This window comes from Pseudomonas fluorescens, assembly GCF_012974785.1.
Lineage (GTDB): Bacteria > Pseudomonadota > Gammaproteobacteria > Pseudomonadales > Pseudomonadaceae > Aquipseudomonas > Aquipseudomonas fluorescens_BT.
Genome location: NZ_CP027561.1, coordinates 1,016,325 through 1,036,329, shown reverse-complemented (window position 1 = coordinate 1,036,329; position 20,005 = coordinate 1,016,325). Strand labels below are relative to the sequence as shown.

Annotated in this window: 20 protein-coding genes; 7 read left to right on the top strand and 13 right to left on the bottom strand. The window is 60.7% G+C overall.

Features of this window, described 5'->3' with window-relative positions; genetic code table 11:
• Window positions 1-123: 123 nt before the first annotated feature.
• Window positions 124-876, top strand: coding sequence for a sulfate transporter CysZ (cysZ, locus tag C6Y56_RS04505; RefSeq protein WP_169428893.1), 753 nt, complete (start codon window positions 124-126; stop codon window positions 874-876).
• Between the two features lie 42 nt (window positions 877-918).
• Window positions 919-2,139, top strand: coding sequence for a glycosyltransferase family 4 protein (locus C6Y56_RS04500; RefSeq protein ID WP_169428892.1), 1,221 nt, complete (start codon window positions 919-921; stop codon window positions 2,137-2,139).
• Here the strand turns inward: C6Y56_RS04500 and C6Y56_RS04495 are convergent.
• The 3 genes from C6Y56_RS04495 to C6Y56_RS04485 form a co-directional block, all read right to left on the bottom strand.
• Complete coding sequence (locus C6Y56_RS04495; protein ID WP_169428891.1) at window positions 2,108-3,211, bottom strand: NADH:flavin oxidoreductase; 1,104 nt, start codon at window positions 3,209-3,211, stop codon at window positions 2,108-2,110. The genes C6Y56_RS04500 and C6Y56_RS04495 overlap by 32 nt on opposite strands.
• Before the next feature lie 157 nt (window positions 3,212-3,368).
• On the bottom strand, window positions 3,369-3,851 hold the full coding sequence (locus C6Y56_RS04490; protein ID WP_007959082.1) for a glutathione peroxidase: 483 nt from the start codon (window positions 3,849-3,851) through the stop codon (window positions 3,369-3,371).
• 122 nt (window positions 3,852-3,973) lie between these two features.
• Entirely contained in the window at window positions 3,974-4,459 is a 486-nt protein-coding gene (locus C6Y56_RS04485; RefSeq protein ID WP_169428890.1) for an FKBP-type peptidyl-prolyl cis-trans isomerase, read from the bottom strand.
• Here C6Y56_RS04485 and C6Y56_RS04480 point away from each other — a divergent pair.
• The 3 genes from C6Y56_RS04480 to C6Y56_RS04470 all read left to right on the top strand — a co-directional run bounded on the left by C6Y56_RS04480 (window position 4,428) and on the right by C6Y56_RS04470 (window position 7,825).
• Complete coding sequence (locus tag C6Y56_RS04480; RefSeq protein ID WP_169428889.1) at window positions 4,428-4,754, top strand: DUF3565 domain-containing protein; 327 nt, start codon at window positions 4,428-4,430, stop codon at window positions 4,752-4,754. The two genes, C6Y56_RS04485 and C6Y56_RS04480, sit on opposite strands and share 32 nt — an antisense overlap.
• A 61-nt stretch (window positions 4,755-4,815) precedes the next feature.
• Window positions 4,816-6,915: a phosphate acetyltransferase gene (gene pta, locus C6Y56_RS04475; protein ID WP_169428888.1), complete on the top strand. Its 2,100-nt coding sequence runs from the start codon at window positions 4,816-4,818 to the stop codon at window positions 6,913-6,915.
• 4 nt (window positions 6,916-6,919) lie between these two features.
• The gene (locus C6Y56_RS04470) at window positions 6,920-7,825 is read left to right on the top strand and encodes an acyltransferase (RefSeq protein WP_169428887.1); all 906 of its coding nucleotides are present in this window, start codon (window positions 6,920-6,922) and stop codon (window positions 7,823-7,825) included.
• 557 nt (window positions 7,826-8,382) lie between these two features.
• On the opposite strand, the gene cysN is transcribed toward C6Y56_RS04470, so the two are convergent.
• The 3 genes from cysN to C6Y56_RS04455 form a co-directional block, all read right to left on the bottom strand.
• Window positions 8,383-10,281 carry a sulfate adenylyltransferase subunit CysN gene (cysN, locus tag C6Y56_RS04465; protein ID WP_169428886.1) on the bottom strand — a complete coding sequence of 633 codons (1,899 nt, stop codon included), beginning with the start codon at window positions 10,279-10,281 and terminating at the stop codon, window positions 8,383-8,385.
• A gap of 9 nt (window positions 10,282-10,290) precedes the next feature.
• The gene (cysD, locus tag C6Y56_RS04460; protein WP_119426713.1) at window positions 10,291-11,208 is read right to left on the bottom strand and encodes a sulfate adenylyltransferase subunit CysD; all 918 of its coding nucleotides are present in this window, start codon (window positions 11,206-11,208) and stop codon (window positions 10,291-10,293) included.
• 159 nt (window positions 11,209-11,367) lie between these two features.
• Window positions 11,368-12,126, bottom strand: a complete 759-nt coding sequence (locus C6Y56_RS04455) for a Nif3-like dinuclear metal center hexameric protein (protein WP_169428885.1) — start codon at window positions 12,124-12,126, stop codon at window positions 11,368-11,370.
• A 103-nt stretch (window positions 12,127-12,229) separates the two neighbouring features.
• On the opposite strand from C6Y56_RS04455, the gene algW reads away from it, so the two are divergent.
• Window positions 12,230-13,387 (top strand): Do family serine endopeptidase AlgW, encoded by a 1,158-nt coding sequence (algW, locus tag C6Y56_RS04450; protein ID WP_169428884.1) that lies wholly within the window; start codon window positions 12,230-12,232, stop codon window positions 13,385-13,387.
• Window positions 13,388-13,626: 239 nt separating this feature from the next.
• Window positions 13,627-14,052, top strand: coding sequence for a hypothetical protein (locus C6Y56_RS04445; protein ID WP_169428883.1), 426 nt, complete (start codon window positions 13,627-13,629; stop codon window positions 14,050-14,052).
• A gap of 83 nt (window positions 14,053-14,135) precedes the next feature.
• Here the strand turns inward: C6Y56_RS04445 and hisC are convergent, their stop codons facing one another.
• The 7 genes from hisC to C6Y56_RS04410 form a co-directional block, all read right to left on the bottom strand.
• Window positions 14,136-15,188, bottom strand: coding sequence for a histidinol-phosphate transaminase (gene hisC / locus C6Y56_RS04440; protein WP_169428882.1), 1,053 nt, complete (start codon window positions 15,186-15,188; stop codon window positions 14,136-14,138).
• A gap of 2 nt (window positions 15,189-15,190) precedes the next feature.
• The gene (gene hisD, locus C6Y56_RS04435) at window positions 15,191-16,516 is read right to left on the bottom strand and encodes a histidinol dehydrogenase (protein ID WP_169428881.1); all 1,326 of its coding nucleotides are present in this window, start codon (window positions 16,514-16,516) and stop codon (window positions 15,191-15,193) included.
• 125 nt (window positions 16,517-16,641) lie between these two features.
• Window positions 16,642-17,277, bottom strand: coding sequence for an ATP phosphoribosyltransferase (hisG, locus tag C6Y56_RS04430; RefSeq protein ID WP_085746934.1), 636 nt, complete (start codon window positions 17,275-17,277; stop codon window positions 16,642-16,644).
• Window positions 17,278-17,404: 127 nt separating this feature from the next.
• Complete coding sequence (gene murA, locus C6Y56_RS04425; RefSeq protein ID WP_169428880.1) at window positions 17,405-18,670, bottom strand: UDP-N-acetylglucosamine 1-carboxyvinyltransferase; 1,266 nt, start codon at window positions 18,668-18,670, stop codon at window positions 17,405-17,407.
• Between the two features lie 22 nt (window positions 18,671-18,692).
• Window positions 18,693-18,932, bottom strand: a complete 240-nt coding sequence (locus C6Y56_RS04420) for a BolA family protein (RefSeq protein ID WP_169428879.1) — start codon at window positions 18,930-18,932, stop codon at window positions 18,693-18,695.
• Window positions 18,933-19,047: 115 nt separating this feature from the next.
• Window positions 19,048-19,353, bottom strand: coding sequence for an STAS domain-containing protein (locus C6Y56_RS04415; RefSeq protein WP_169428878.1), 306 nt, complete (start codon window positions 19,351-19,353; stop codon window positions 19,048-19,050).
• A complete protein-coding gene (locus C6Y56_RS04410; RefSeq protein ID WP_169428877.1) occupies window positions 19,350-20,000 on the bottom strand; it encodes an MlaC/ttg2D family ABC transporter substrate-binding protein in 651 nt (216 codons plus the stop codon). Before C6Y56_RS04410 ends, C6Y56_RS04415 begins: the two co-directional genes overlap by 4 nt.
• Window positions 20,001-20,005: the final 5 nt, after the last annotated feature.

Genomic DNA, 20,005 nt, shown 5'->3' with positions numbered 1-20,005 from the left:
CTATGCCGACACACTGACGAGATGGACGTCTTTGTTACAGTGAATGTCGATCCCGCTGCTGCGCTTTCACAGGTTGTGCAAAGTCGGTAAGGTCGGCGCGTTTTCCCTTGCTCGGAGCACCTTATGCCCGCCCCTGTTCTGTCCGGCCCGCAATACCTGCGCGAAGGCCTCAAACTGGTCTTGAGCCCGGGCCTGCGCCTGTTCGTGCTGCTGCCGCTGGCCATCAACCTGGTGCTGTTCGTCGGATTGATCTATTTCGCCGGACACCAGTTCAGCCTGTGGGTCGACTCCCTGATGCCATCGCTCCCCGACTGGCTGAGCTTTCTGAGCTACATCCTGTGGCCGCTGTTCGTGGTGCTGGTGGCGTTGATGGTGTTCTTCACCTTCACCCTGCTGGCCAACGTCATCGCGGCGCCGTTCAACGGCTTCCTCGCGGAAAAGGTTGAAGTGGTGGTGCGCGGCACCGACGACTTCCCGGCCTTCAGCTGGGGCGAACTGATCGCCATGATCCCGCGCACCCTGGCCCGGGAAATGCGCAAGCTCGGTTACTTCCTGCCCCGGGCGATCGGCCTGTTCATCCTGTCGTTCATCCCGATGGTGAACATTATCGCCGCGCCGCTGTGGCTGCTGTTCGGCGTATGGATGATGGCGATCCAGTACATCGACTACCCGGCCGACAACCACAAACTGGGCTGGAATGAGATGCTCGCCTGGCTGCGCCAGAAGCGCTGGCAGAGCATGAGCTTCGGCGGGATCGTCTACCTGGCGCTGCTGATTCCGGTGGTCAACATCCTGATGATGCCTGCCGCCGTGGCCGGAGCGACGTTGTTCTGGGTGCGCGAACGCGGGGCCGAAAATCTTGTGACGCAACGCTGAGTCCGCGTCACAAATCCATCATCCGAACGTCACAAGCGCGACATGGCCTCAGCCGACACTGAGGCCATGACGACAGCTCTACATATCACCCTGATCAGCGAAACCTTCCCACCGGAAATCAACGGGGTGGCCAATACCCTTGGCCGCTTGTGCGACGGTTTGCGCGCACGCGGGCATCGGGTGGAACTGGTGCGGCCGCGTCAAGGTGACGATCCGCAGCGCAGTGAAGACGATGCGCTGCTGTTGTGCCGGGGCTGGCCGTTGCCGGGCTATCCGGGATTGCAGTGGGGTCAGTCGTCGATGCACAAGTTGCTGCGACGCTGGACTCGCCAACGCCCGGACGTGCTCTACATCGCCACCGAAGGCCCCCTCGGGTTGTCTGCACTGCGAGCCGCACGCCGCCTGGGTATTGCCGTGGTCAGCGGCTTCCACACCAATTTTCAGCAGTACACCAACCAGTACGGCCTCGGCTTGCTGACGCGTTTGCTGACCCACTATCTGCGCTGGTTTCACAATCGTTCGGCCCTGACCCTGGTGCCGAGCGTCAGCCAGCGCCTGGAGCTGGAGCGGCGGCATTTCGATCGTCTGGCACTGCTGTCCCGAGGGGTCGACAGCCAGTTGTTTCACCCGACCAAACGGCTGAACGCTTTGCGCGAGCAATGGGGACTGAACGAGCAGGACATTGCGGTGATTCATGTCGGACGCCTTGCCCCCGAAAAAAATCTTGCCCTGCTCAAACGTTGCTTCGACAAACTCGCCGGCGCGTACCCGCAACGTAATCTGAAACTGATCATCGTCGGTGACGGACCGCAGCGCGCAGCCCTGGAAAAGGAATTGCCCAACGCGATTTTCTGCGGCTCGCAACGCGGCGAAGCATTGGCGGCGCACTATGCGTCCGGTGATCTGTTCCTGTTTCCGAGCATGACCGAAACCTTCGGCAACGTCGTGCTGGAGGCACTGGCTTCAGGCCTTGGCGTGGTGGCCTACGATCAGGCAGCGGCGGCACAACATATCCGCCATGGCTACAACGGCGTGCTGGCGATGCCGGGGGATGAAGAAGCGTTTTGCGATGCAGCGCAGTGGCTGCTTGAAGAGGATGAAACCTTGCGTTGCGTCAGGTTGAACGCCCGCCAGCATGCCAGTCGCCAAGGCTGGGCGGCGATCATCGAGCAGTTTGAAAACCATCTGCAGGGAGCTTGCCGCGACCTGCGCGACAAGCCCCCCACTGCGATCAAACCAGCGTCATCAACGCCTCACGGCTGAATGGCAGAATGTCCTGCTCGCGGCCTTCGCGCACTTTCTGCGCCCAGTCCGGATCCACCAGCAGCGCACGCCCCACTGCCACCAGATCGAACTCATCGTTGTTCAGACGCTCCAGCAGTTTTTCCAGACTGGCCGGTTGTGCCACCTTGTCGGTGTTGACCATGAACTGCAGGAACTCGCCATCGAGGCCGACGCTGCCAACGGTGATGGTCGGTTTACCGGTCAGTTTGCGGGTCCAGCCGGCCAGGTTCAGTTCGGAACCATCGAATTCCGGCTCCCAGAAACGGCGCGTCGAGCAGTGGAAAATATCCACACCGGCGTCGGACAATGGCTGGAGAAACTCGCCCAACGCCTCCGGGGTCTGCACCAGACGTGCGGTGTAGTCCTGCTGCTTCCACTGGGAGAAGCGGAAGATGATCGGGAAACCTTCGCCAACAGCTGCGCGTACAGCCTGAATCAGCTCGATGGCAAAACGCGAACGGTTGGCCAGGCTGCCGCCGTATTCGTCGGTGCGCTGGTTGCTGCCTTCCCAGAAGAACTGGTCGATCAGGTAACCGTGGGCGCCGTGGATTTCCACGCCGTCCATGCCGATGCTCTTGGCATCTTTGGCAGCCTGGGCGAAGGCTGCGATCACGTCCTGAATATCCTGCTTCGTCATGCCGTGCACCACGACCTGACCGTCCTTGAGTTTTTTCGACGGGCCGTAACCCGGCACGCTCGCGTCCGGCTCGGTGCCCAGACGGCGCACATTGCCGACGTGCCACAGCTGCGGAACGATCTTGCCGCCTTCGGCATGCACCGCGTCGACGACTTTCTTCCAGCCGGCCAGTGCCGCTTCACCGAAAAACTGCGGCACATTCGGGTAACCATTGGAGGCTTGATGGCCAACGGTGGTGCCCTCGGTGATGATCAGGCCGACGCCCGCTGCCGCGCGACGACGGTAGTACTCGATCACTTTGGAATTGGGTACGCCGCCCGGAGAGAACGAACGGGTCATCGGCGCCATGACCACGCGGGTCGGCAGTTCGAGGGCACCGAGCTGGAACGGTTTGAACAGGGCTTGCACGGGCATGGGAGGCTCCACGAAAAATTGATCGACGGGCATGCGATTCATATGACGACGATAATATGCGGAGTTTCAACCCATCGATAGCACTATTGATCTGAATGATTAAGGGTCAAAAGGCAGGCGAAAAAAATCGCAGCTCGAGGGCTGCGATTTTTGTGTTTCAGCTCAGGGCTTTTTCGATCGCCGTGATCACCGAAGGATCATCCGGCGCCGTGCGCGGCGAGAAGCGCGCCAGCACGCGACCGTCCTTGCCGAGCAGGAATTTCTCGAAATTCCAGGTGATGTCACCGGGAAATTCGGCCCCCTCGCCCGCCAGCAGCCGGTACAGCTGATGGCGATCGTGACCGTTGACTTCGAGCTTTTTCGACAACGGAAAACTCACGCCATAGTTGAGGCTGCAGAATTCCTGAATCTCCTGCTCGCTGCCCGGTTCCTGACCGGCAAACTGGTTGCACGGCAGGCCCAGCACACTGAAACCTTTGCCCTTGTATTGCTGATAGAGGTTTTCCAGCGCCGCGTACTGTGGGGTCAAGCCGCATTTGGAGGCGACGTTGACCACCAGCACGACTTGGCCCTTGAAGGGTGCCAGCGGTAGCTCCTGACCATCCAGGGCTGTCAACTTAAGGTCGTGAAAAGCACTCATGACGAACTCCAGATTCCCGTGTTCTACTCGAAACAGCCACTTGGCGAGACCACCAAGGACAGCCGCGGACTAAAAAGGCGCCCTCGGGCGCCTCTCCAGTTCTCTGAGCTTAGCGCAGAAAATCAGTGGTGATGGCCACCTTCGCCATGGACGTGACCATGAGCGACTTCTTCCTGGCTGGCGTCACGGATGGCAACGACCTTCACTTTGAAGTTCAGGCGCTGACCGGCCAAAGGGTGGTTGCCGTCGACGGTGACGTCGTCGCCGTCCAGATCACGGATGGTGACGATCTGCATCTGACCGTCCGGCGCCGACGCGTGGAACTGCATGCCGACTTCCAGTTCGTCGACACCTTCGAACATGCTGCGGCTCAGGGTGCTGACCAGTTCGGCCGAGTACTCGCCGTAGGCATCTTCCGGCTCGACGGAAACTTCCAGATCGTTGCCGACTTCCTTGCCTTCCAGGGCTTTTTCAAGGCCCGGGATGATGTTGCCTGCGCCATGCAGGTAAACCAGCGGAGCGCCGCCGGCGGAGCTGTCGATGACCTCACCAGCGTCGTTGGTCAGGGTATAGTCGATGGAGACAGCCTTATTGGCGGCGATCAGCATGGGGCGAGACCTTTTGCATAAGAATATAGAAAGGCCAAGTTTAGCGAAGCAATCGCTCGAAAGCGACCACAACCCTGACAAACGGGACTCGACGATTACAGGCTTCCATCAGGACGAGGACGGTCACTGGGTGGCCGAGCTCTCCTGCGGCCACACCCAGCATCTGCGCCACCAACCACCCTGGCAGTCGCGGGCATGGGTGCTGGACGCAACGCAACGTATTGAAAAAATAGGCCAACCCTTTGCTTGCGGTTGGTGCGCTCAAGGCTCGGTTAGCGCTAACCTTGACGCCTGAAAAACCGGTGGAAGGCCAGCCATAGGCCCACGCCCTTGCCATGCACCCTTAGAGAATCCGCATGCAAACTTTTTTTATCGCGCCCACCGATTTTGGTGTGGGTCTGACCTCCATCAGCCTCGGGCTGGTGCGTACGCTGGAACGGGCCGGGCTGAAAGTCGGCTTCTTCAAACCGATTGCCCAGCCCCATCCAGGCGACACCGGCCCCGAGCGCTCCACCGAACTGGTGGCCCGCACCCATGGCCTGAAACCGCCGCAGCCACTGGGCCTGGCCCATGTCGAGCGGATGCTTGGCGACGGACAACTCGACGAGTTGCTCGAAGAAATCATCGCTCTCTACCAACAGGCTGCCGTCGGCAAGGACGTACTGGTCGTCGAAGGTATGGTGCCGACCCGCAGCGCCAGCTATGCCGCGCGGGTCAACCTGCACCTGGCCAAGAGCCTGGACGCCGAAGTGATTCTGGTCTCGGCGCCGGAAAACGAAGTGCTCACCGAACTGTCCGGCCGCGTCGAGTTGCAGGCGCAACTGTTCGGTGGGCCGAAAGACCCGAAAGTCCTCGGCGTGATCCTCAACAAGGTCAAGACCGACGAGAGCATGGACGCCTTCGCCGCGCGTCTGAAAGAGCATTCGCCGTTGCTGCGCACGGGGGATTTCCGTCTGCTCGGCTGCATCCCGTTCCAGCCGGAACTTAACGCTCCGCGCACCCGCGACGTCGCCGACCTGATGGGCGCCCAGGTGCTCAACGCCGGCGACTACGAAACCCGGCGCATGACCAAGACCATCATTTGCGCACGCACCATGCGCAACACCGTGGACCTGCTCAAGCCCGGCGTGCTGGTGGTGACCCCCGGCGATCGCGACGACATCATCCTCGCGGTCAGCCTCGCGGCCATCAACGGCGTGCCGCTGGCCGGCCTGCTGCTGACCAGCGATACCCTGCCGGATCCGCGCATCATGGACTTGTGCCGTGGCGCGTTGCAGGCCGGTCTGCCGGTGCTGTCGGTGAGCACCGGCTCCTACGACACCGCCAACCTGCTCAACGGCCTGAACAAGGAAATCCCCGTCGATGACCGCGAGCGGGCGGAAATCATCACCGATTTCGTCGCCAGTCATCTGGATGCCAACTGGCTGCATCAGCGCTGCGGTACGCCGCGAGAAATGCGCCTGTCGCCAGCCGTGTTCCGCTATCAATTGATTCAACGCGCGCAGGCCGCCAACAAACGCATCGTCCTGCCCGAAGGCAGCGAGCCGTTCACCGTGCAAGCGGCGGCGATCTGTCAGGAACGCGGGATTGCCCGTTGCGTGCTGTTGGCCAAACCGGCAGACGTCGAAGCCGTCGCCCGGGCCCAGGGCATCGTGCTGCCGCCGGGGCTGGAAATTCTCGATCCGGATCTGATCCGCGAGCGCTACGTCGAGCCGATGGTCGCCTTGCGCAAGAGCAAAAGCCTCAATGCGCCGATGGCCGAGCAGCAACTGGAAGACACCGTGGTGATCGGCACCATGATGCTGGCGCTGGATGAGGTCGACGGACTGGTCTCCGGCATCATCAACACCACCGCCAATACCATCCGCCCGGCGCTTCAACTGATCAAGACCGCGCCGGGCTGCACGCTGGTGTCGTCGGTGTTCTTCATGCTCTTCCCGGAGGAAGTGCTGGTCTACGGCGACTGCGTGATGAACCCGCACCCGAGCGCCGCCGAACTGGCCGAGATCGCCCTGCAAAGCGCCGACTCGGCCGCCGCGTTCGGCATCACCCCGCGTGTGGCAATGATCAGCTATTCCAGCGGCGAATCGGCCACCGGCGAGGAAGTCGAGAAAGTCCGCGAAGCCACCCTGCTCGCCCACGAACAACAGCACTCGCTGCTGATCGACGGGCCGTTGCAGTACGACGCCGCCGCCAACGAAACCGTGGCCCGGCAACTGGCACCGAACAGCCAGGTGGCCGGTCGCGCCACGGTGTTCGTATTCCCCGACCTGAACACCGGCAACACCACCCACAAAGCCGTGCAACGCAGCGCCGATTGCGTCAGCCTCGGCCCGATGCTGCAAGGCCTGCGCAAACCGGTGAACGATCTGCCGCGCGGCGCGCAGGTCGACGACATCGTCTACACCATTGCCCTGACCGCGATTCAGGCTGCCAACCGACCTCTGGATATCTGACCCGATGCTGGCTTTTCTCCCTGCCCCCCTGCGCGGCGTGATCGCCGCGCTGCTGTTGGCGCTGAACACGATCCTGCTGTGCTCGTTCCTGTTCCTCGTGGCACTGATCAAAGTGCTGCCGTTCGACCTCGCACGCCGCGCTTCGCGCTGGCTGATGAGCCACACCCACGAAGCCTGGATCAGCAACAACAAAGGCTGGATGAACCTGGTGCGCCGCACCCGCTGGCACCTCAGCGGCCTGCAAGGCCTGGACTACCAGCACTCGTACCTGATCACCAGTAACCATCAAAGCTGGGTCGACATTCTGGTGTTGCAATACGTGCTCAACCGGCGCATCCAGCCGCTGAAGTTCTTTCTCAAGCAGGAACTGATCTGGGTGCCGGTGATCGGTCTGGCGTGGTGGACGCTGGGCTTTCCGTTCATGAAGCGCTATTCAAAAGCCTATCTGGCAAAACACCCGGAAAAGAAAGGCAAAGACCTGGAAACCACCCGCAAGACCTGTGCGAAATTCCGCGACAACCCGGTAGGCATCTTCAACTTTGTCGAAGGCACACGCTTCACCGAAGGCAAGCACGCGCAGCAGCAATCACCGTTCAAATACCTGCTCAAACCCAAGGCAGGCGGCATTGCGTTCGTGCTCGATGCCATGGGTGAACAACTGGAGTCGATCGTCAACGTGACCATCCACTATCCGGGTGGACGTCCAGGTTTCTGGGATCTTCTGTGCGGCAACGTGCGGGACGTGGTTGTGCATTTTGAAGAATTGAATATCCCGCCACAGTTCATCGGCAAGAACTACGACCAGGACGGCGAATACCGCCTGCAATTCCAGGGCTGGATCAATCAGCTGTGGCAGGACAAGGATGCGTTGCTTGCACAGATGCACCGCGAATATCCCAACCGACGCTGATCCCCCTGTGGGAACACCTGAAAGAAATTGATCGCCTGTCAGGCCGCCATCGCCAGCAGGCTGGCTCCCACAGGAAAACAGTTCGCTTTTAGCTTTTAGCTTCCCACCACTCACCACAATGAGCGTTAGCTCGAGTACCGCTTTTGACGTGCCGGCCCCTTCGGCCGGCTGAGTGGAGGGATTCATCCGGGGGAGGGAGCGCAGCGACCGTGCGGCGCAGCCGCATGCATCGAGAGGAGGTGCAGCGAAGCAAACCGTAGGCGATGCCCCCGGATGAATCCCGGAACGAAGGAACACCGAGCCAAAGCGAGGTGCCGAACGCAGGGGCCAAGCCTTTTGCTTACTTTTCGGCGTTTGGAAAAGTGAGCCGCTGTAAGAGCGGAACCGCCAGCGGCAACACCCGCAGAAACGGATATTCACCCAAAACTCCAAGAGCCTGATCGGCCCAAAGGCCGTCATCGCTAGCAGGCTAGCTCCCACAATCGACCGAATTGGCCCGAAATAAAAAGCCCGCCGATAATCACTCACCGGCGGGCTTTTTCATTCTCAGCGAACGCTTAAATCGCGGCACGCTTGCGCAGCAGATCCAGCACTTGCTTGACGCTTTCATCCAGCGACAACGATTGGGTGTCGATCACCAGATCAGCATCCAGCGGCACGTCATACGGGAAGGATTCGCCCGGGATGTTGTCGCCACCGGCAGCATACAGCCCCTGCGGATCACGTTCGGCACACACGGCCGGCGAAGCCTGGACGTAGACCGTCAGCAGACGTTCCTTGCCGATCAGATCCCTGGCCTTCTCGCGACCTTCCGCACTCGGCGCCACGAATGCTGCCAGCGTCAGCAGACCGGCTTCGTTGAACTGACGGGCAACGTGCGCCGCACGGCTCCAGTTTTCGGTGCGACCTGCGCGATCCTGTGGCAAGCCTTTGTTCAGGTCATGACGCAGATTTTGACCATCCAGCACGAACACCGCACGGCCCATGTCGAACAGTTTGCGCTCGACCGCATAGGCCAACGTGCTCTTGCCCGCGCCCGACAGACCGCTGAACAGCACGGTGGCCGGCTGCTGGCCGAAACGCTGGGCGCGTTCTTCGGTGGCTACATGGGCCAGTTTGCCGTGGTGCGTGGCAGCGCCATGGGTCACCGGCTGGGCGACGATCATGCCGGCGCCGACGGTGCCGTTGGTCAAACGGTCGATGACGATGAACGCGCCAGTGGTGCGGTTGCTGTCGTAACCGTCGAGGGCGATCGGTGCGTCGAGCGCGATCTTGACCTTGCCGATTTCGTTGAGCTGCAACGCACTCGCCGGGCCTTCTTCGAGGGTGTTGACGTCGACCTTGTTGACGATGCTGGCGATGGAGCCCGGCACGTAACTGGTGGCACGTTTGATGTCGTACTTCTTGCCCGGCAGCATCGGCTCTTCAGCCATCCACACCAGCATCGCTTCGAAGCTGTCGGTGACCGGTGGCACGTTGTCGGCATGCACCAGCAGGTCGCCACGGGAGATGTCGATTTCGTCTTCCATGGTCAGTGTCACGGCCTGACCCGGGCCTGCATGCTCCAGCTCACCTTCGAAGGTAACGATGGATTTCACGCGGCTGCTCTTGCCCGACGGCAAGACCACGACTTCGTCACCCTTGTGCACGATGCCGCTGGCCAGGGTGCCGGCGAAACCACGGAAGTTCAGGTTCGGGCGGTTGACGTACTGCACCGGGAAACGCAGATCGGTGAAGTTGCGGTCGCCCGCCACTTCCACGGTCTCGAGGATTTCCATCAGCGACTGGCCGGTGTACCACGGCGAGCGCTCGGACTTGTTCACCACGTTGTCGCCCTTGAGAGCGGACATCGGCACGAAGTGCATGCTGGTCGGCTTCATCTTCAAGCCTTCGGCGAACTTCAGGTAGTCGGCCTTGATCGACTCGAAAACGCCCTGGTCGAAGCCTTTGAGGTCCATCTTGTTGATGGCGACAACGATGTGCTTGATGCCCAGCAACGAGGCGATGAAGCTGTGGCGACGGGTCTGGGTCTGCACGCCGTAGCGGGCGTCGACCAGAATGATCGCCAGGTCACAGGTGGACGCACCGGTGGCCATGTTGCGGGTGTACTGCTCATGGCCTGGGGTGTCGGCGATGATGAATTTGCGCTTGGCGGTGGAGAAATAGCGGTAGGCGACATCAATGGTGATGCCCTGCTCACGCTCGGCCTGCAGGCCGTCGACCAGCAACGCCAGGTCGATGTCGTCGCCGGTGGTGCCGACTTTCTTCGAGTCACGGGTAATCGCTTCGAGGTGATCTTCGTAGATCATCTTCGAGTCGTGCAGCAGGCGCCCGATCAGGGTGCTCTTGCCGTCGTCGACGTTACCGCAGGTCAAAAAGCGCAGCAGCTCTTTACGTTCGTGCTGGCCCAGGTAGGCGAGGATGTCCTCGCTGATCAAATCAGATGCGTGCGACATGACAGCCCCTTAGAAATAGCCTTGACGTTTCTTGTCTTCCATCGAGCCTGCGCCATCGTGGTCGATGACACGGCCCTGGCGCTCGGAAGTTCGCGTCAGGAGCATTTCCTGAATGATGTCCGTCAGGCTTTCGGCCTCGGACTCCACCGCGCCCGTCAACGGGTAGCAGCCAAGGGTACGGAAACGCACTTTCTTTTTGACGATGCGCGCCTTGTCCTCGTCGGACAGGTGCTCGAGGATGCGCTCGTCGTCGATCATGATCAGCGTGCCGTTCTTCTCGATCACTTCGCGTTCGGCGGCGAAGTACAGCGGTACGATCGGGATGCCTTCGAGGTAGATGTACTGCCAGATGTCCAGCTCGGTCCAGTTCGACAGCGGGAACACGCGGATGGATTCGCCCTTGTTGACCTTGCCGTTGTAGACGTTCCACAGCTCCGGACGCTGGTTCTTCGGATCCCAGCGGTGCTTGCTGTCGCGGAACGAGTAGACGCGCTCCTTGGCGCGGGACTTCTCTTCATCGCGACGGGCACCGCCGAACGCGGCGTCGAAACCATACTTGTCGAGTGCCTGCTTCAGGCCCTCGGTCTTCATGATGTCGGTGTGTTTGGCGCTGCCGTGGGTGAACGGGTTGATGCCCTGCGCAACGCCATCCGGGTTGACATGGGTGATCAGGTCCAGGCCCAGCTCTTCGACCATCTTGTCGCGGAACTTGTACATCTCCTGGAATTTCCAGCGGGTGTCGACGTGCATCACCGGAAACGGCAGTTTGCCCGGGAAGAACGCCTTGCGTGCCAGATGCAGCATCACGGCGGAGTCTTTACCGATGGAGTACAGCATCACCGGGTTGTCAAACTCGGCGGCCACCTCGCGGATGATGTGGATGCTTTCCGCCTCCAGCTGTTTCAGATGCGTCAGTTTGTCGACCATGGCTACTCACGAAAGCTTTCTTATGAACGGCCAGCGGGCCGTGTTCGAGCGGGGAATCCTAGCACAGCGTCCCTCTTCTAATCAGGGCGCGAACTAGAACGAAAGAGCATATGAATATGCTCGTGCGTTTGGCCGCTCCCCCAAGGAACCCGGGCCGACTCAGATCGGGTTGGGGCAGTCGATGAAGATATGTTCGAGCGCGAATCGCTTCGCCAGATAATCGCCCAGCGCCTGCACGCCGTAACGCTCCGTGGCATGGTGGCCGGCGGCAATGAAGCTGATGCCGTTTTCCCGGGCGCTGTGGAAAGTCTGCTCGGAAGCTTCACCACTGAGAAACAGATCGACGCCGGCCGCGATGGCATTGTCGATGTAGCCCTGCCCGCCGCCGGTACACCAGCCGACCCGACGTATCATCGCGCTGCCTTCGACCAGAAGGGGTTCACGGCCCATGCGCTCCTGTACCCGGCGGGCGAAATCCCGGGCGGTCACCGGCTCGTCCAGCGAACCGACCAGGCCGACGATCTTCAGATTGTCCGGATCCAGCGGCCCCTCGACGGTGATGTCGAGCTGGCGGGCAAGTTGCACGTTGTTGCCGACGTCCGGGTGCAGATCCAGCGGCAGGTGATAGGCCAGCAGACTGATGTCGTGTTTGAGCAGGGTCTTCAGGCGCCGCTGCTTCATGCCGGTGATGCACGGGTTCTCGCCCTTCCAGAAATAGCCGTGATGCACCAGCACCAGATCCGCCTCGGCTTCGACGGCGGCATCGAGCAATGCCTGGCTGGCGGTGACGCCGCTGACGATGCGCATCACCTGCGGACGGCCCTCGACCTGCAGGCCGTTGGGGCAATAATCGGCAATTTTTGCACTGCCGAGGTAGCGGTCGGCTTCTTCGACCAGGGTGCTGAGGGCAACGGCCATGAAAGACTCCTGAAAATCCCGTTCAGAGGCGCGCGCGGCCTCGTATAATGCGCGACATTATGGGCGGTCTGACCCCGCCTGCAACTTTTCCAGGACGTGCTTAATGCTCAAGGCGCTGCGTTTTTTCGGCTGGCCGCTGTTGGCCGGTGTGCTTATCGCTCTGTTGATAATTCAGCGTTACCCGCAGTGGGTCGGGCTTCCGAGCCTCGACGTCAACCTGCAACAGGCCCCGCAGACCACCAGCACACAGCAGGGGCCAGTGTCCTATGCCGACGCGGTGGTCATCGCCGCGCCATCGGTGGTCAATCTCTACACCACCAAAGTCATCAACAAACCGAGCCATCCGCTGTTCGAGGACCCGCAGTTCCGCCGCTTCTTCGGGGACAACTCGCCGAAGCAGAAACGCATGGAGTCGAGCCTCGGTTCCGGCGTGATCATGAGCCCCGAAGGCTACATCCTGACCAACAACCACGTCACCACCGGTGCCGACCAGATCGTTGTGGCACTCAAGGATGGCCGTGAAACCCTGGCCCGCGTGATCGGCAGCGACCCGGAAACCGACCTGGCGGTGCTGAAGATCGACCTGAAAAACCTACCGGCGATCACCGTCGGGCGCTCTGACAACATCCGCATCGGCGACGTCGCACTGGCCATCGGCAACCCGTTCGGCGTCGGCCAGACCGTGACCATGGGCATCATCAGCGCTACCGGCCGCAACCAGCTGGGCCTGAACAACTATGAAGACTTCATCCAGACCGACGCGGCGATCAACCCGGGCAACTCCGGCGGCGCGCTGGTCGACGCCAACGGCAATCTCACCGGCATCAACACCGCGATCTTCTCCAAGTCCGGCGGCTCGCAAGGCATCGGCTTCGCGATCCCGGTGAAGCTGGCGATGGAAGTGATGAAGTCGATCATCGAGCACGGTCAGGTCATTCGCGGCTGGCTGGGCATCGAAGTACAACCGCTGACTCAGGAGCTGGCGGAGTCGTTTGGTCTGTCCGGGCGTCCGGGGATCGTGGTGGCGGGGATTTTCCGCGACGGCCCGGCACAGAAGGCCGGCCTGCAACTGGGTGACGTGATCCTCAGCATCGACGGCGAACCGGCCGGTGATGGCCGCAAATCCATGAACCAGGTGGCGCGGATCAAGCCGACTGACAAGGTCACGATTCAGGTGATGCGCAACGGCAAGGAGTTGAAGCTGACCGCCGAGATCGGTCTGCGTCCGCCGCCGGCGCCGGTTCAGGAAAAAGAAGAGTAAGCGTCGCCACAACTGACTGTAAGAGCGGAGGCGGTCGCCCCGCTCCCTCCCCCAGACATGCAACATGTCTGAATGCCCATTTACTTGTGTTCGCGATAACTCTCCAAACCAATGAATCTACCTCACCTGTCAGATATGACAGGTGAGTTCAGTCTGTCTGTAGATTAATGTTGATCTCCCTCAGCCACGACATCAGAAACCGAGTTGTCGATCAAACCTGGTTTCTGCAAGGAAAAACCATGACGACTCAGAAAATTTATAACTTCGAGCCTCAACCAGACTTCGATGATGGTGATGTAACAATCAAATGGAGAGGGGTCACTCTCACATCAACAATCGTATTTTTTACATCAGGCTTGATTACTGCAAGTTACTTGAAGCCGGTTAGCACCTCGAAGTCTAAGGGCGGAACACAGCACGACACCTTTGTTGTATCGCTGCTAGAAGGCCCATATCACAACTTTCAACAGTCCTACGAACGAGGCGTTACTGAACACCATTTTCAGTGGGCATTAAACTATGACAGTGTCATGCACTATCCAGACACAGGCACAGTTACTGGGAAATTCACAACAGGGTACGCAGGCATTGAGGCGACAATCCACATGATTTTCGCCGACAGGTCGGTGGCCGAAATAACATTCAAGGCCAGAAAAAGAACTTAGTTACTCCAATCCGGCACAGGGTTGATGAGCAACATCGAACAACAGTTCCCGGTGATAAACCGGGAACTGTGCTCATTCAACAATCACAAATCGCCAAGTCCCTCAATCAACGCCTGATTCTGCTCCGGCGTACCGATCGAGATCCGCAGGAACTGGGCAATCCGTTCCTGTTTGAAGTGGCGCACGATCACGCCCTGCTCACGCAGTTTCGCCGCCAGCCCTGCCGCATCATGCTGCGGATGCCGGGCGAAGATGAAATTCGCCGCTGACGGCAGCACTTCAAAGCCCTTGGCCTGCAACTGCGCAACCACCCACTCACGACTCTCGATGACCAATGCGCAGGTCTTGTCGAAGTATTCGCGATCCTCGAATGCTGCCGCCGCACCGACATTCGCCATGCGATCGATCGGGTAGGAGTTGAAACTGTTCTTGATCCGCTCCAGTGCCTCGATCAGGTCCGGATGGCCGACCGCCAGCCCCACCCGCAGGCCCGCCAGCGAACGGGATTTGGACAGGGTCTGGGTCACCAGCAGGTTCGGATAACGGTCCACCAGGCTGATCGCGGTTTCACCGCCGAAGTCGATGTAGGCCTCATCGACCACCACCACCGAATCCGGGCTGGCCTTGAGAATCTGCTCGACCGCTTCCAGCGCCAACAGGCAACCGGTCGGTGCGTTCGGGTTGGGGAAGATGATCCCGCCGTTCGGCTTGGCGTAGTCCGCCGGATTGATCCGGAACTGCGCGTCCAGCGGCACCGCGTCGAATTTGATGCCGTAGAGACCGCAGTAAACCGGATAGAAGCTGTAGCTGATGTCCGGGAACAGCACCGGCCGATCGTGTTGCAGCAGGCCGTGGAAGATGTGCGCCAGCACTTCGTCCGAACCGTTGCCGAGGAACACCTGATTGCTCTGCACGCCGTAGTAGTTGGCGACGGCGTTTTTCAGCAGGTCGCTGTTCGGATCCGGGTACAGACGCAGGTTGTCGTTGAGTTCGGCCTGCATCGCCGCCAGGGCTTTTGGCGACGGGCCGTACGGGTTTTCGTTGGTGTTGAGTTTGACCAGACGGGTCAGCTTCGGCTGCTCGCCCGGTACATAAGGCACCAGATCCTTGACGAACGGGCTCCAGAATTTACTCATGTTCAGTTCCCCTTCACTTCGTCTTTGATGCGGTACTCGGCGCTGCGAGCGTGGGCGCTCAGCGATTCGCCACGGGCCAGGATCGATGCGGTCTTGCCAAGTTCCGAAGCACCGGCCTCGGAGCAGAAGATGATCGACGAGCGTTTCTGGAAGTCATACACACCCAGCGGCGAAGAGAAACGCGCGGTGCCGGAGGTCGGCAATACGTGGTTCGGTCCGGCGCAGTAGTCACCCAGCGCTTCGGAGGTGTGACGGCCCATGAAGATCGCGCCGGCGTGGCGGATCTGCGGCAGCCAGGCCTGCGGGTCGGCGACCGACAGCTCCAGGTGTTCCGGGGCAATGCGGTTGGCGACTTCGATGGCCTGGGCCATGTCACGCACGTGGATCAAGGCACCGCGACCATTGATCGAGGTTTCAATGATGGTGGCGCGATCCATGGTCGGCAGCAGCTTGTCGATGCTCGCGGCGACCTTGTCGAGGAACCCGGCGTCCGGGCTGACCAGGATCGCCTGGGCGTCTTCGTCGTGCTCGGCCTGGGAGAACAGGTCCATGGCGATCCAGTCCGGATCGGTCTGGCCGTCGCACACCACGAGGATTTCCGACGGGCCGGCGATCATATCGATGCCGACCTGACCGAACACGTGACGCTTGGCCGTGGCGACATAGATGTTGCCCGGGCCGACGACCTTGTCCACCTGCGGCACGCTTTCAGTGCCATAAGCCAACGCGGCAACGGCCTGGGCGCCACCGATGGTGAACACCCGGTCGACGCCGGCGATGCACGCCGCCGCCAGCACCAGTTCGTTGACCTCGCCACGCGGCGTCGGCACCACCATCACCACTTCGGTCACGCCGGCAACCTTGGCCGGAATCGCGTTCATCAGTACCGACGACGGGTACGACGCCTTGCCGCCCGGCACGTACAGGCCGGCGCGATCCAGCGGCGTGACTTTCTGGCCCAGCACCGTGCCGTCGGCTTCGGTGTAGCTCCAGGAATCCTGCTTCTGTTTTTCGTGGTAGCTGCGCACCCGGGCGGCGGCTTTTTCCAGCGCTTCGCGTTGCGGCACGGTGATGCGGGTCAGGGCCAGTTCCAGACGCTCGCGCGGCAGGATCAGGTCTGCCATGGAGGCGACTTCGAGGCCGTCGAATTTCTGGGTGAACTCGACCAGCGCCGCGTCACCGCGCTCGCGCACAGCCTTGATGATGTCCAGCACCCGCTGATTGACCGAGTCGTCAGACACACTTTCCCAGCTCAGCAGATGATCCAGATGATGCGCGAAATCCGGGTCAGCAGCGTTGAGTCGGCGAATTGCAGTCGGTGCGGTCATAGCGAGAGCCTCATAGGAATGGCAAAAACTCAGGCGCCCTAACTTAGCAGTCGTTTCCGCTTGGGCACCTGAGATTCTGGCTATGAGGCGGATAGACGGGCGCGACTCAAGGTCGCGCAGGTACATCAGCCGCGGTGTCGAGACTCCACTGCCTTGCGCAGGGTGTCGATCAACGCCTGGATTCGGGCGTGTTGCATTTTCATCGAAGCTTTATTGACCACCAGACGCGAGCTGATCGTGGCGATCAGTTCCTGAGGTTCCAGGCCATTGGCACGCAGGGTGTTGCCGGTGTCGACCACGTCGATGATCTTGTCGGCCAGACCGATCAGCGGCGCCAGTTCCATCGAGCCATAGAGCTTGATGATGTCGACCTGACGACCCTGCTCGGCGTAGTAACGCTTGGCAACGTTGACGAACTTGGTGGCCACGCGCAGGCGACCCTTGGGCTCGACCGCGCCGACCTTGCCGGCGGTCATTAGCTTGCACTGGGCGATCTGCAGATCCAGCGGCTCGTACAGGCCCTGACCGCTGTATTCCATCAACACATCTTTACCGGCAACGCCGAGGTCGGCCGCGCCATGCTCGACATAAGTCGGCACGTCGGTGGCACGCACGATCAACAGGCGTACGTCTTCCTGGGTCGTGGGGATGATCAGCTTGCGGCTCTTGTCCGGATTCTCGGTCGGCACGATGCCCGCTTCGGCGAGAAGCGGCAGGGTGTCGTCAAGGATGCGGCCCTTGGACAGTGCGATGGTCAACATGGGAAACGTCAGTCCTTATCAAGGTACTCATGCCCGGTCGCAATCGGCGCCGAACATACTTCGAGGGCGTCACCACCCCCGATCAAAACGAATTCAACGGACACTTCCCTGTGTCCCGATGCAGCGACTAGCCCGGAACGCGACGGATCTTGGCGCCCAGCATCTGCAGTTTTTCCTCGATGCACTCGTAACCACGGTCGATGTGGTAGATGCGGTCGATCAGGGTATCGCCTTCGGCCATCAGGGCCGAGATTACCAGGCTGGCAGAAGCCCGCAGGTCGGTTGCCATCACTGGCGCGCCCTTGAGGATTTCAGTGCCGGTCACGATGGCCGTGTTGCCTTCGACCTGGATCTTGGCGCCCATGCGGTGCAGTTCGTACACGTGCATGAAACGGTTTTCGAAGATCGTCTCGATCACGGCACCGGTGCCTTCGGCAATGGCGTTGAGCGAGATGAACTGCGCCTGCATGTCGGTGGGGAACGCCGGGTACGGGGCGGTGCGCACATTGACCGCTTTCGGGCGCTTGCCGTGCATGTTCAGCTCGATCCAGTCTTCACCGGTAGTGATTTCTGCACCGGCTTCACGGAGCTTTTCCAGAACGGCTTCGAGGATGGTCGGATCGGTGTCCTTGACCTTCACACGACCGCCGGTGACCGCGGCGGCCACCAGGTAGGTGCCGGTTTCGATACGGTCAGGCATGACCTTGTAGAAGGCCGAACCCAGACGCTCGACGCCATCGATGGTGATGGTGTCGGTGCCGGCGCCGGATACCTTGGCACCCATGGCGTTCAGGAAGTTCGCCAGGTCGACCACTTCAGGTTCGCGGGCGGCGTTTTGCAGCACGCTGCGACCCTTGGCCAGAGCAGCGGCCATCATGATGTTTTCGGTACCGGTCACGCTGACGGTATCGAAGAAGAAGTGCGCACCGCGCAGGCCACCTTCAGGCGCCTTGGCCTTGATGTAGCCGCCTTCGACGTCGATGATCGCACCCATGGCCTCCAGGCCGCGGATGTGCAGGTCGACCGGACGCGAGCCGATGGCGCAACCGCCAGGCAGGGCGACTTCGGCTTCACCGAAGCGCGCGACCATCGGGCCCAGCACCAGGATCGAGGCACGCATGGTTTTCACCAGCTCGTACGGGGCGATCAGGGTCTTGATGGTGCGTGGGTCGATTTCGACGCTGAGCTTTTCGTCGATCACAGGCTCGATGCCCATGCGACCGAACAGCTCGATCATGGTGGTGATGTCGTGCAGGTGCGGCAGGTTGCCAACAGTCACCGGGCCATCGCACAGCAGAGTGGCGGCCAGGATCGGCAGGGCGGAGTTCTTCGCCCCGGAGATGCGGATCTCGCCATCAAGACGAGCGCCACCGGTAATAATCAATTTATCCATAAGAATCTCGACGCCCTAGGGCTCAGGTGCGCTCGGCCCAGGCCGCGCTGCTGAAAAATTTCATAGTGACCGCGTGGATGCTGCCATCGGCGATCCATGGGTTCAAATGGGCATAGATGCTTTGCTGACGCTTGACCGGGCTCAACACCGCCAGTTCATCACTAATCACGTTCAGCTGAAAGTTGCAGCCTTCGCCTTCAACTTCCACCAGCGTTCCTGGCAGCTTTCCTTCAAGGAAGCTCTTCACTTCTACGGCCTGCATGCTCAACCTCAATCGGCGCCCTGTGCGCACGGGTCGGACATCATACAAAAAAGCCCCGCGCCTGCGAACCCCGCTGCGCAGGACTCTGACGGGGGGCTTCCCTGTAGATGCGGGTTCAGGGTTGCGCCAACAGCTCGGTCAGCTCGCTGACCTGAGCGATTTCGCGCATGTCTTCCGGCATCTCGCGGATACTGACGGCCTTGCCGGCAGCTTTCGCGTCGCGAATGAAGCACAGCAGCAACGACAGACCGACACTGCTGGACTTCTCCACCGCCGAGCAGTCGATGACCAATGCCGGAGCATTGCACGACTTGATCAGCGCCCGCCCCTGCTCCCGAAGACCGGGCCCGGTGCGGTAATCCAGCACGCCAGTGAGCTGCAGCACACTGGCTTCGTCCAGACGAACGGCCGACTCGGTCATTGGGCTGGCTTCTCTTGTTTCTCGGCGGTCTGCTTGGCCTTGGCCACTTCGCCGGCCCAGCCGTTGATGGTCTTGTCCAGGTCGTTGCCGTTGCGCTGCATCGCGTCGGCGAACTGGTCACGGAACAGCTTGCCGATGTTGATGCCGTTGATGATCACGTTACGCAGCTTCCACTCGCCGTTGATCTTCTCCAGCGTGTACTGAACCGGATAGATCGCGCCGTTGTTGCCCTTGACGGTCATGCCGACGCTGGTGCGATCGCCCGACTCATCCTTCGGCGCATCGACGGTGATGCCCTGGTTGTTGTATTCCAGCAAGGCGTTGCCATAGAACTGGAACAGGCCACGCTTGAAGTTTTCCTGGAAGGTCTGCATCTGCGCCGGCGTGGCCTTGCGCGAATACTTGACCGTCATGATGCTTTTGGAAATGCCTTCGGCATCCACCACCGGACCCACGATGTTGTTCAGCGCGGTGTAGAAATCCTGCGGATCCTGCTTGTACTTCTCTTTATTGGCCGACAGATCGGCGAGCATCCGGTTGGTAGTGTCCTGAACCAGATCGTGCGCCGACTGCCCGGGCGCAGCGTTCGCCAGCAATGGCAGTGTCGCGAGCAACACCAACAGGCCACGTCGCAAGGTAGAGATCATTCAAA